The organism is Sphingomonas suaedae (genome assembly GCF_007833215.1).
Taxonomy (GTDB): Bacteria; Pseudomonadota; Alphaproteobacteria; order Sphingomonadales; family Sphingomonadaceae; genus Sphingomonas; species Sphingomonas suaedae.
In genome coordinates, this window is record NZ_CP042239.1 from 3,753,221 (window position 1) to 3,764,840 (window position 11,620).

General features: G+C 63.7%; 11 protein-coding genes. 6 read left to right on the forward strand and 5 right to left on the reverse strand.

All coding sequences use genetic code 11. The annotated features are described in order from the left end of the window. Window position 1: 1 nt before the first annotated feature. Genes FPZ54_RS17780 through FPZ54_RS17795 form a run of 4 tightly spaced genes read right to left on the reverse strand, consistent with a single transcriptional unit; the run spans window position 2 to window position 5,591 of the window. Complete coding sequence (locus FPZ54_RS17780) at window positions 2-1,162, reverse strand: MFS transporter (RefSeq protein WP_145849147.1); 1,161 nt, start codon at window positions 1,160-1,162, stop codon at window positions 2-4. A gap of 10 nt (window positions 1,163-1,172) precedes the next feature. Then, complete coding sequence (locus FPZ54_RS17785) at window positions 1,173-2,288, reverse strand: FAD-dependent oxidoreductase (protein WP_145849148.1); 1,116 nt, start codon at window positions 2,286-2,288, stop codon at window positions 1,173-1,175. Window positions 2,289-2,298: 10 nt separating this feature from the next. Next, window positions 2,299-3,270 carry an MBL fold metallo-hydrolase gene (locus FPZ54_RS17790; protein WP_145849149.1) on the reverse strand — a complete coding sequence of 324 codons (972 nt, stop codon included), beginning with the start codon at window positions 3,268-3,270 and terminating at the stop codon, window positions 2,299-2,301. Next, entirely contained in the window at window positions 3,270-5,591 is a 2,322-nt protein-coding gene (locus FPZ54_RS17795; RefSeq protein WP_145849150.1) for a TonB-dependent receptor, read from the reverse strand. Before FPZ54_RS17795 ends, FPZ54_RS17790 begins: the two co-directional genes overlap by 1 nt. A 118-nt stretch (window positions 5,592-5,709) precedes the next feature. Between FPZ54_RS17795 and FPZ54_RS17800 the strand changes: the two genes are divergently transcribed. From FPZ54_RS17800 to FPZ54_RS19985, 6 genes are all read left to right on the forward strand, one after another. Continuing rightward, window positions 5,710-6,630 (forward strand): LysR family transcriptional regulator, encoded by a 921-nt coding sequence (locus FPZ54_RS17800; RefSeq protein ID WP_145849151.1) that lies wholly within the window; start codon window positions 5,710-5,712, stop codon window positions 6,628-6,630. 250 nt (window positions 6,631-6,880) lie between these two features. Then, the gene (locus FPZ54_RS17805) at window positions 6,881-7,642 is read left to right on the forward strand and encodes a phosphoenolpyruvate carboxykinase (ATP) (protein ID WP_186456826.1); all 762 of its coding nucleotides are present in this window, start codon (window positions 6,881-6,883) and stop codon (window positions 7,640-7,642) included. A gap of 8 nt (window positions 7,643-7,650) precedes the next feature. Next, window positions 7,651-8,508 carry a sulfotransferase domain-containing protein gene (locus FPZ54_RS17810; protein ID WP_222428326.1) on the forward strand — a complete coding sequence of 286 codons (858 nt, stop codon included), beginning with the start codon at window positions 7,651-7,653 and terminating at the stop codon, window positions 8,506-8,508. Window positions 8,509-8,572: 64 nt separating this feature from the next. Next, a complete protein-coding gene (locus tag FPZ54_RS17815; RefSeq protein WP_239019830.1) occupies window positions 8,573-8,803 on the forward strand; it encodes a PqqD family protein in 231 nt (76 codons plus the stop codon). A gap of 141 nt (window positions 8,804-8,944) precedes the next feature. Further along, a complete protein-coding gene (locus tag FPZ54_RS17820; protein WP_186456827.1) occupies window positions 8,945-10,681 on the forward strand; it encodes an asparagine synthase-related protein in 1,737 nt (578 codons plus the stop codon). Window positions 10,682-10,684: 3 nt separating this feature from the next. Continuing rightward, window positions 10,685-10,846 carry a hypothetical protein gene (locus tag FPZ54_RS19985; protein WP_186456828.1) on the forward strand — a complete coding sequence of 54 codons (162 nt, stop codon included), beginning with the start codon at window positions 10,685-10,687 and terminating at the stop codon, window positions 10,844-10,846. A gap of 143 nt (window positions 10,847-10,989) precedes the next feature. Here the strand turns inward: FPZ54_RS19985 and FPZ54_RS17825 are convergent, their stop codons facing one another. Next, entirely contained in the window at window positions 10,990-11,511 is a 522-nt protein-coding gene (locus tag FPZ54_RS17825) for a phage tail protein (protein WP_186456829.1), read from the reverse strand. Window positions 11,512-11,620 lie beyond the last annotated feature (109 nt).

Below are 11,620 nucleotides of genomic sequence, written 5' to 3' on the forward strand. Positions count from 1 at the left end.
TTCATGCTCCTTGAGGTACAGGGTGGCGGCGCAGCAGCGCGATGCCCGCGCCGATTGATGCCGCCGCTGCGTAGAAAAGGAAGACGCCCGACAGGCCGCCGAGCACGCCCGACAGCGCGACTGCGACAATGGGGGCAACAAACTGCGCGAGGAAGAACGACCCGGTCCACACACCCGTCCCGCGCCCGCGCGTCTCGGGCGGCAGGCGACGCAGCACCCAGGCGAGCATCGTCGGGAGCATCAGGCCATTGCCGATCGAGATCACCACCGCACAGGCGGCGGTCAGCGCAAAGCTCGTCGACAGCGCGATCCCGACATAGCCCAGCGCAACCAGCGGCAGCCCGATCGACAGTAGGATCTCGCCCGACCAGCCCTTGAGCCGCCCGAACAGCATCGATCCGGCCATCACGCCGAGATTGGCCGCGGCGCCCGCCAGACCGATGGTGGCGGGGGAGGTAATACCCGTAGCTTCGATCACCGGCCCGAGCTGGACGATCAGCGTGTAGAACAGCATCCCGACGCCAAAGGTGATCGCGACCAGCATCGCGATACCCTGCGCCTTGCCCGCAGCTGCGGGCGCGCTCGCGGCAGTCTTGGTCGGCTCGAACAGGATCAGCGTGGCGGCAAGCGCCACGGGGAGCGCCAGCAGATAGAGCCAGAACGGCCCGCGCGACCCCAAAGCCTCGCCCAGCGCGCCGCCCGCCGCGATCAGCACGATCGCGCTGACGCTCGCCGTCGCGATCTGGATCGACACCCAGCGCTCGCGCCGCTCGCCGGTGAAATAGTCGCCCACCAGCGCCGTCGCGACGGTCATGATGATCGCCTCGGTCACCCCCAGCGCGATGCGCGCGGCAAGGATCAGGCGGAGATCGTCGAGCAGCAGCGGCAACAGGCCGAACCCGGCATAGCCGACCAATGCGGCAATCAGCAGCCGCTTGCGCCCCAGTCTGTCCGACAGCCAGCCTGCGACCGGCGAAAACAGCGCCACGCACAGCGCAGGGATGGTCAGCGCCATCGGCACCAGCACCGCCGCGCCCGGTACCCCCGAAAATTCGCGCAGCAACAACGGCAGCACCGGGACCAGTGCGATGATCGCCATGGTCGGCATCACCGCGGTGAGCATCAGGATCACGCCATGGCGGGTCGTCGCGTGCTGGGTCATGTCATTTCCCTCAGATCGGTTCCGCGACGACCTGGAACATCTCGTGGGTCGCCTTGGCATTATCGACCGGTGGGCCCTTGCCGATCTGGCCCATGCAGATCGCCAGGCTGGAGCGGACGATATAGGCGCAGCGGTCGAAGCGGCGGTTGCGATAAGCGGTCAGCGCGGTCTCGACATTGTCGTGCTGCGTCAGTTCCTCGGCCAGCACCAGGCTGTCCTCGATCGCCATTCCCGCGCCCTGACCCAGATGCGGGGTGGTGGCGTGCACGGCGTCGCCGAGCAGCGCGATCCGCCCGCGATGCCAGTCCCCCTCGGCCAGCATTCCTTCGAGCGGGCGATAGACCACGCCATCGTCATCGGTGACCAGTGCCGACAGCTCGCGGATATAGGGCGCGCAATTCGCCATCTTCGACCGCATCACCGCGGCCAATCCTTCGCGTGGATAACGCGGATTGTCGGGCTCGGGCGTCGTCACATAGATGTACATGAGATCTTCGGAGATGGGCACCAGCCCAACCCCGGTCGGCCCGTTATAGGCTTGCAGCGCGTCGAGATCGGCCGGGCGCGGCAGGTTGTAGCGCCACACGGCCTGTCCGGTGAACTGCGGCCCGGGGAGCTCCGGGAACAGCATCGCACGCGTCTGAGAATAGACGCCGTCCGCACCGATCACGAGGTCGAAACGCGCGCTCTCGCCATTGGACAGGGTAACATCGACGCCGTCGCCATCATCGTTCAGCTGTGTCGCGGTCACACCCAGCAGCACCTTGGCCCCGCTGGCGATCGTGCGGTCGCCCAGAATCTTGTGCAGCGCCGGGCGGGCAATCCCCATATTCGCCGGATAGCCATCGACCAGTCGCGGGGTCGGCACGCGCGCGACCTTCTGCCCGGTGGGCGTGAAAATCTCGACCGCGTCAAAGCCGACGCCGGACGCGACATATTCGTCGATCAGCCCAAGCTGCGCCATTGCGCGGATCACGTTCGACTGCTGGATGATGCCGACGCCATAGACCGACCAGTCGGGATCGCGCTCGATCACCGTGACGGTAAAGCCCTTGGCGCGCAGCGCGATGGCGGCGGTCAGGCCGCCAATGCCGCCGCCGATGACGAGAATAGTGCCGGAATTCATGTCTGCTCTCTCAGAAACGGTCGAGATCGTTGGCGAGGGTGATCGGCCCGGCAAAGCGCGCGCGGACCTGGGCGATATAGCCCTGGGTGCGGACCGGATCGGGCGTTCCGCCCGCAAAGTGGGTGATGACCACCGCCTTCACCCCGGCGCGCGCGGCAAGGTCGCCGACCGCTTCGGGGGTGAGGTGATGGGTCGACAGATGCTGTTCCAGCTTCTGCTTGGCCGGGGCCGGCATGTTCGGCGAATTGCGCGCGACCGCCGCCATCGTCGCGGCCATGTCGATCATCTCGCTGACCAGCAGGTCCGCGCCCTTGGCAAGCCTCTCGACCGCCGCGCTCGGCCCCGTGTCGCCGGTATAAACGATCGACCGGCCGGGCAGGTCGAACCGCAGCGACAGCGACTTGTAGTTGCGATCCTCGACGCTGCCGGGTGCGAAATCATAGTGCGTGTTCTGCGCGGCGGTGACGGTCATGCCGTCCACCACCATCTTGTCGCCATCGGTCAGCTCGATGACGGTCACCGTATCGGCGGGCGGCGCCCAGGGCTGACCCGGAATGCCATAGCCGACCTTCGCCGCCGGCTGCATCGACGCGACCATGCCCGCGACCAGCTCCCGCGTGCCCGGTGGTCCATAGACGGTGATCTTCTCCGCCACATTGGTCTGGTTGCGCAGCCCCAGCACCGCCGACAGGCCGCCGGTATGGTCGGTGTGGAGGTGGCTCAGGAACACCGCGTGCACGCGGGGCAGCTGGTATCCTGCCCGGGTCAGCTGCTGGACCGCGCCGTCGCCGGCATCGACCAGATAGACGCGCCCGTCATGCACCAGCGCATTGGCGGGCTGCGACCGGTCGCGGCTCGCCACCGGTCCGCCCATTGTGCCCAGCGTGATGAACGCGTCGCCCTGGGGCGGTACTTGCTGAGCGGTGGCGGGCGATGCCGCGAGTGCCGCCGCAGCCGCCAGCCCCAGAAGCGACGCGCGCATCAGAAGTCGAACCCGACGCGGACGCCATAGGTGCGCGGCGGGCGTAGCGTGCCGACCGGGAAGTCGAGGATCGGTCGGGTGCCGGCACGCGCCAGCACTTCCTCATCGGTGATGTTGTTGACGAAGCCGGTGATGCTCCACCCCTGCCGACTGCGCAGCGTGACAAAGGCGTCGGCCATCACGAACCCGTCCTGCACCTCTTCGGGGCGGTAGTTGGAGTTCATGAACCGGCTGCTCTCGATATTCGCCCGCGCACCCGCGATGAAATCGAGGTCGCCGGTCAGTTCGAACGTCCGCTCGTATCCGACATTGATCGCCCATTCGGGCGAGTTGACCGTCGGCTTGCCCGAACAGTCGATGTCGTAGAAGCGGGCATTATTGACCCCCGGATTGGCCGCGCGGCTGCCCAATGTGGTGCAGCCCGTGGTCACCGGTGCTCCGGTAGGCGAGAAATTCGCCGTGAGCAGGGTGTCGTACTCGCCCTTGAGATACTGGACATTGAGGTTGAACAGGTCGTTGCGGCTGGGTGCGAAGCGCGCCTCGAACTCGGCGCCATAGATGTGCGACTTGCCCGCATTGACGGTGATCGACCCTTGCGCGAACAACCCGTTGCCGGTCGGCACGCCGCCGACATAGGTGATCTGCTGGTCCTTATAATCCCAATAGAACGCCTCGAAATTCAGCTGGAGCTTGTTGTCGAAGAACCGGTTCTTGGCACCAACCGTGTAAGCCGTCAGCGATTCGGGGGCGAAGGTGTTGTTCGGTGGCTGGGCGACGAAGAAACCGCCCGATTTGAAGCCGGTCGCGACGTTCGCATAGACCAGCGATGCCGGACCCGCGTCGAACTCCACGCCAGCCTTCCAGGTGAACTTCTCAAAGCTCAGGCTACCGGTGAACGGGGCGCTGAGCGGCGGCTCGACCGGGCCGGGAAGGCCGCCCGCTGCGGTCGAGGTCAGCTGCTTCTTGTCCTCGCGCGTGTAACGACCGCCGGCCACCAGACGGAAGGTGTCGCTGAGATCGAAGGTCAACTGGCCGAATGCGGCGACGCTCTCGGTATTGAGGCGCGGGGTGAAGCGGGTGGTCGAGATGTTACCCTGGCGGAAATAGTTCTCCGTCGCCTGATTTTCGCCGAAATAGAAACCGCCGATGACGTAACGCAGCCGCCCGTCCTCGTTCGACGCCAGCCGCACCTCGACCGAGGTCTGCTCGGCGAGATCGGTGATATCGCCCGCAAAGCCCGGCAGATAGGTGCGGAACTTCACGTCCGACCGACGCCAGGCAGGGATCACGGTCAGCGTACCGAAGCCGAGATCGCCGACCACGGTCGCGCTGACGCCATAGAATTGATTGTCGAGAAAGCCGTCGGTGCCAGCCAGCGCAACGCAGCCGCTGGTGACGAAGCCGCCCGCGCCACCGCAAAAGGGCGGCGCGAAGATTGTCGAGGCGAGCTGACGGATCGCGGCATGTGCGCGCGGATCGGATACGCTGACGCGGTCCTCCAGCGCGGGAACGCTGTAGCGTGCCTCGGGCAACAGGACGGCGCCGCCCCCCTTGCCATGCTGGTTGTAGTAGTCGGCGACCAGGGTCATCGACCAGCGGTCCGACGGCTCGATCAGCAACGACGCGCGGACTGCTTCACCCTTGTCGTCGTCATAGCCATCGGAGATATAGCCGTCGCGATCGACGATCTGGCCCGCGACGCGCAGCGCGACTGTGTCACCCAGCGGCACGTTCAGCGCCAGGAAACCCTTCTTGCTGTCGTAATTGCCATATTCCAGCAGCGCTTCGCCGCCGAACTTGCCGAGGATCGGTTTCTTGGGCAGCACGTTGATCGCGCCGCCGGTGGCGTTGCGGCCATAGAGCGTGCCCTGCGGCCCCTTGACCACTTCGACGCGCTCCAGGTCATAAAAGACGCCGGCGGGCGCGGTCGGGCGGCCGACATAGACGCCGTTGAAGTTGAAGGCGACGGCGTTTTCCGAGAAGGAGTTTTGCGAGTTGGTGCCGACCCCGCGCAGGAAGAAGCTGGTCGTGCCGCCGGTCGGCTGGACCACCAGCGAGGGGACCAGCTTGCCGAGATTGGCGGTTTCGGTGATGCCCGACTGGGCAAGGTCGTCGCCGGTGACGGCGGTCACGGCAACTGCGGCGCGCTGGAGCGATTCCGAACGGCGCTGCGCGGTGATGACGATGTCCTGAAGCCCGTCGGTCTCCTCGCCCGCCTGAGTCTGAGTCGACGTCTCGGGCGTTTCAGGCGCTTCCTGCGCCATCGCGGCGGAAGCATGGGCGACGAGGATCGCAGTCCCCGCAAGAAGCAATTTTTTCATCAGACAACCCTCCCATGGGCGCCGCTTCGGTGAGCGCGCCTCGTCATTGAGGATGGTCAAAGCCGATCATTTATCATAACGATTTGTTTCTATCGTTTAGCACAAATGGAATTGATGGATGCGGCTCGATCAATTCGATCTCAACCTGTTGATCGCGTTCGATGTTCTGATCGAGGAGCGCAGCGTCACCCGCGCCGCCCAGCGGCTGAATCTCACCCAATCGGCGATGAGCGCGGCTTTAAAGCGGCTGCGTGAGTCGTTTTCGGACGAGATTCTGGTGCAGCATGGCAAGCGTATGGTACCCACCGCCGCCGCGCTTTCGTTGGCCCCTGACGTCTCCGCCGCGCTGCTCAATATGCGTGCTATCCTCGCGAGCGGGATGCGGTTCGACCCGGCCCATTCCCAGCGAAGGTTCCGCGTGGTCGCGTCGGATTACATCACCACCGTGCTGCTCGGCCCGGCATTGCGGCTGCTGCACAAGGAAGCGCCGCACATTCAGATCGAGATCACCCTGCCGCGCTCGGACATTCTCGAAATGCTCGACGATGGCGAGATCGACCTGCTGATCTCGCCCGAACAGTTTCTCAGCCCCGATCATCCGCGCGAATTGCTGTTTGAGGAACGGCATGTCGTCGTCGGCTGTGCGACGAACCCGGCGATGCAGCGCCCGTTGGATGCCAAAACCTATTTCGCGAGCGGACATGTCGCGACCAGCGTCTCACGTGACGGGACATTCATCGACAATTTCCTGCGCGGGCAGGGGGAGCAGCGCCGGGTCGAAGTCGTCTGTGCCGCTTTTTCGCAAGTTCCCTGGGTCCTGCCCGGCACGACAAGGCTGGCACTGATGCACGAGCGGCTGGCCCGCGAACTCGCGCCGCCGCTCGGCCTCGTCATCCAGGAGCCACCCTTTCCGCTCCCCCTGATGCGGGAGATGATGCAGTTTCACAGCGCACGCGCCATGGACCGGGGACTGTCCTGGTTCTGCGAGCGGTTGAAGATGGCGACAAAGAGCAATTTTCGGGCTGGCCGGGCTAAGTGACGGGCGGATAGATACCGGGCGAATAGATGCCTGACGAATAGATGCCTGACGAATAGATGTTTGTCGCGACACGGTTCGCGTTTAAGCACGCGGGATGAACGCTGCCCCGGAAAACTACAAGCTATTCGGCTTGCGAATGTCTAGCGATATCCAGTTGCCTGGGCTTTCGTCCGACCGAGAGGACATACCGGCCGACGTTGAAATCCGCCATGGGCCGGTTCCCGTCGACGGCGCGGCGATAGGGCCGAAGGTGGGGCCGTTCTGCCACGCGGCCGAACATGCGCTCTGGCTTCATGTTCCTGGCGTTGCCCGGTACCTGATCCGCGACGGACGGGAGTTGACCTATGCGCCGGAAACGGGCGCCGACGAGGGGAGCGTGCGGGTCTTCATGCTCGGCAGCTGCATCGGCGCCCTGTTGTTGCAGCGCCAACAGATGGTGCTGCACGGCAATGCGTTCGAGGTCGGGGACCGATGCGTGATCTGCGTCGGTTCTTCGGGCGCAGGCAAGTCCACGCTGGCGGCGCGGATGCTGCAACGGGGCCACCGGATCATTGCCGACGATGTGTGTGCCATCGATCCACAGGGCCGCGCCGTGCCGGGTATGCCGCGCTTGAAACTCTGGCAGGAGACTGCGCGCCGGTTGGGGATCGACATTGCGGGATTGCAACGCATTCGCCCCAGCATCGCCAAGTTCGACCTGCCGATCGGCGACGCATTCCGGACCGACCCGGCGTCGATCGCGGCAATCTATATATTGAAGCCCTGGAATCGCGATCACTTTGCGATCGATGAGATCAAGGGAATCGAGAAGTTCCAGGCATTGCGCGCCAACAGCTATCGCTACCGCTTCCTGAAGGGCATGGATCTGGGGCCGTGGCATTTGCAGCAATGCAGCGCATTGGCCGGGACCGTTCCCCTGGCCCAGATATCCCGGCCGCGCGTCGGGTTCGATATCGATGGACTCGCGGACTTCATCCTCACCGATCTGTCGGGCCGTGGGGGAGCGGGATGACGGCACGGTTGTTCTGGCTCGCTTCCTATCCCAAATCGGGCAACACCTGGTTCCGCGCCTTCATTCGCAATCTGAATGGTGAAGCCGACGCTCCCGCGTCGATCAACGATCTAAGCAGCACCGGCATCGCGAGTTCGCGCGCCTGGATGGACGAGATGCTCGGGTTCGACACCGCCGACCTGGACCGTGATGAAATCGCACGGCTGCGTCCCGCTGTTTACGGCTTTACGTCGGCGCAGTTGCGCACATTCAGCTATCACAAGATTCACGATGCCTGCCATCGGGTGGATGACGACCAGTGGATCGTCAATGCCGACGCGACGGCCGGGGCGCTCTATCTGATCCGCAATCCGCTCGACGTTGCAATCTCCTACGCCCATCATGACGATTGCTCGATCGACGAGTCCATCGCGAAGATGGAGGATCCCGACCATCACATGGCGCCCCATGACAGTGAAAAACCGAAGCCGCAGATCGAGCAGCGAATGCTGACCTGGTCCGACCATGTGCGCAGCTGGGTCGATAATCCCGACATCCGAACCCATGTGCTTCGCTACGAGGACATGAAGACGGATACGCACCGGGTCTTTTCGCTGGCGGCCCGTTTCCTGAACCTGTCGACCGATCCCGAGGCGATTGCGAGGGCGCTTGAATTCTCGACCTTCGAACGCCTGAGGGCGCAGGAGGACGAGGAGCCGTTCCGCGAGCGAAATCCGCGAAGTTCTCGCTTTTTTCGCAAAGGCTTGGTCGGCGATTGGCAAACAACGCTGACCCGTGCACAGATTGACCGGATCGTCGCCGCGCACGGCGCGGTGATGGAGCGTTTTGGCTATCTCGACCAAACGGGATCGCCGAGAACCATGTGAGGGGCAAGACGGCGTGTTGAGGACGGATACGATATTGCGGCGCAGGCCGAGACTGTTGGCATCGATGATGGATGGCGAAACGGTGATGCTCGATGTGGAAAGCGGCCATTATTTCGGACTTTCCGGTATCGGCCCGCACATCTGGACCATGCTCGAACAGGATCGCAGCGTCGGGGAGATCATCGCGGACGTCAAAGCCGAGTTTGCGATCGGCGCCGGTGACATGGTTGACCAGGATGTCACGCATTTTGTCCAGGAGCTGGTCGACAAGGGACTGGTGACGATCGTCGGTTAGGCCATGTTCGCGGGGATCATCATGCGCGACAGCCGCGCCGACCCGCGGGACCATGCGGGGGCGGAGACGCTGCTGGCGGCGCTCACGCCCTACGACCAGGCCGACCGGACGGGCGCGTGGCAGAGCGATGGAGCGCTGCTGGTGCAGGCGCTGACCTGGAACACCCCGGAATCGAAGCATGAAACCGTACCGGAAGTTTGTGCCGACACCGGGCGCGTAATCGTCGGCTGGATCCGGCTGGACAATCGCGCGGAACTTTGCGTGCAGCTGGGCCTGGAACTTCGCGCAGATCTGACCGATCCGCAACTCGTGCTTGCCGCGCACCGGGCCTGGGGCGAGGTTTGCCCCGATCGAATCGAGGGGGATTTCAGCTTTCTGATTTACGACCCCGCCCGGCACACCGCCTTTTGCGCGCGCGACGCGCTGGGGGTCAGACCCTTTTTCTATCATCTCAGTCGCGAGCTGTTCGTTTTCGCGAGTACGGCGGCGGTTTATCCCGTGTTACGCCGTTTCGACGCCGCACCGTCGCGGGAATGGATGGCGCGCTTCCTGATCGGCGAGTCCGCGGACGGGATGAACACCGCTTATGCGCAGGTCAAAAAATTGCCTCCCGCGCACATCCTTTCGGTAGCCCGTGAAGGCGCTGCGGAACCCGTGCGATATTTCGGGTTCGAGGACAGCGCGCCCCAGATCTGGCGGCGCGATGCACGCCGGGTCGACGCCTATCGCGACGCCTTTCACCGCGCCGTCGAGGCCCGGCTTCGCAGCGCATGGCGGATCGGCGCGGAGAATTCCGGCGGCATCGACAGTGCGACGATCATCGCCCATGCGGTTGGCCAGTTGCCCGGTGGGGGTGCGAATCTGCCGTGCTTCAGCCTGTGTCACATGGAGCGGGAACCGGGCTATATCCTTGATCTCGCCATGCACTGCGGCATCAAGGACAACTATGTCCTGGCCCGCCCGGCGTACCAGCCTGAAACCGAGATATATGAACGGGCGAACCGTGTTCTCGGCTACCCGCCCGAGCATAATCATGCCCTGCTTCATGTGCCGTTCTTCGAACGGTGTCAGGCGGCCGGCATCCGAACCTTGCTGTCCGGATTTGGCGGCGATGAGATTGTGACGAGCCAGGCGGAATTTCTGACTCGCGAACTCTTTCTCGCCGGTCGATATGCGCAGCTCCTCAACGAATTGCCCGGCAATATGGCGACGCGCGCTGCCCGTGCCGTCGCGATGTTCGGCACGGGCTTGCCGAAGACGCGGAGAACCGTGCCGGGGGGCGGCACGCCCAGGCTTGCCCGGACCATCCTGCGTCGCGAGGTCATCGAAGACTATGGCCTGACCGGTCATCATGAAGCCAATGTGGCGGCCTATCGTCAGGCGCGCACGCTCAACGGCCATCTCCTGGCGAAGCCCGCGATCCGGACGGCGCTGATCGGACGGCTTGAGGGCTGCAGTCTGATGGCGGGGAGCTATCGGATCGACTATCGCTGGCCGATGCTCGATCGTGCGTTGATCGCCCGGTTTCTCGCCACGCCATCCATCGAAAAGCGCCACCGGCAATGGGGCCGATATCTCCACCGTCGCGCCTGTAACGGTACCGTTCCGGATCAAATCCTGTGGAAGGAGCGCAAAGAAATGGGGCGTATCCGCTACTTCGGGCGCGACAGGCGACTCCCTGCGATCGATGTCGATGCGATCCCCGCTGCGCTGGACGACATCGTCGATCGCGGTGCCGTTCTGGCACAAGTTGAAATGTTGAACTCTATATTCGACGACGGCGATCTATGGTTAGCTAAGGCACCGGAAAGAAACAATTTGCGTGCGTTGACCACTCTGGATATCTGGTTGAACAACCACTGGCATAGGGGAATCTAAGCGATGGCGAGCGAAATCAAACTGGAAGCGGCGCAGGACGCTATTCGGGACACCAAGCCGAACTATCAGCGCCCGCTGCTGATCGAACTGGATGCGAAAGAGACTGCGGGTGGGCAATTCATCCCCAGCCCGACGCTTGAAAATACCACCTATTATCTCAGCTGATGATTCGATCCGGGCGATGATCTGACCCTGCGGACAGGAGAGCTGCGCGCAGGGGATCATATTTCATGATCGCTGCCGGGATTTGCTTGAATTCAAACGCTTTGCCGCCCGGTCGTGATCGACCGGGCGGTTTGCGTTGTTCGTCAGTTCCGCGAGGGGAAAACGCCAAACAGTGCGATGATGAAGTTCACGGCCAGATAGGGGCTGTGCAGATCGAAAGGCTGGCTGCCGCCGGCCATTCCGATCGAGGTCGGCGCCATGGTCCGGTCGTCGGCAGGGACCGGCGCAGCGTAGATCGGAGTGCCCGGGGTCAAGGCCAGCATGTTGCCCTGCGGCGTCTGCTTGTCTGCGTTCGCCAATTCGCCATGGAAGCTGTGATTGTGGATCGGCATTTCGAGTGTCGTCAAGGTATGCGTGGGCGATCCAGCCATTTGCCCGAGCGCGACAGGGGGCAGGCCGGGTCCCGTCCCCGGATGGACCGGCGAGCGACCGCGAAGGTCCGGCAATGCGAACGTTGTCTGGCCGTTCCCGCCATAGGTGGTGCCGAGAATCGAGAACAGCGCTGTGTTCGACGCGATCGACATTATCTGTCCGTCGCAGAACGCCCAGCCACGTGGTGCGAAATTGCCGCCGAACATGATGATCTGGCCAATAAATGGGTCCATAATCGCTCCCCTTTTGGACTTGATGTTGAAACTGAGGTCGTAACGCGCGCTGACCAGATCAGCTGAACTGCGAATCGTCTGGTTCGCGCGTTATACGGTCGCGACGAAG

Bases quoted from the DNA above. Each gene is read 5' to 3' on its own strand.
- FPZ54_RS17800 (WP_145849151.1), top strand. From the start codon at position 5,710: ATGCGGCTCGATCAATTCGATCTCAACCTGTTGATCGCGTTCGATGTT.
- FPZ54_RS17785 (WP_145849148.1), bottom strand. From the start codon at position 2,288: ATGAATTCCGGCACTATTCTCGTCATCGGCGGCGGCATTGGCGGCCTG.
- FPZ54_RS17780 (WP_145849147.1), bottom strand. From the start codon at position 1,162: ATGACCCAGCACGCGACGACCCGCCATGGCGTGATCCTGATGCTCACC.
- FPZ54_RS17815 (WP_239019830.1), top strand. From the start codon at position 8,573: ATGATGGATGGCGAAACGGTGATGCTCGATGTGGAAAGCGGCCATTAT.
- FPZ54_RS17825 (WP_186456829.1), bottom strand. From the start codon at position 11,511: ATGGACCCATTTATTGGCCAGATCATCATGTTCGGCGGCAATTTCGCA.
- FPZ54_RS19985 (WP_186456828.1), top strand. From the start codon at position 10,685: ATGGCGAGCGAAATCAAACTGGAAGCGGCGCAGGACGCTATTCGGGAC.
- FPZ54_RS17795 (WP_145849150.1), bottom strand. From the start codon at position 5,591: ATGAAAAAATTGCTTCTTGCGGGGACTGCGATCCTCGTCGCCCATGCT.
- FPZ54_RS17790 (WP_145849149.1), bottom strand. From the start codon at position 3,270: ATGCGCGCGTCGCTTCTGGGGCTGGCGGCTGCGGCGGCACTCGCGGCA.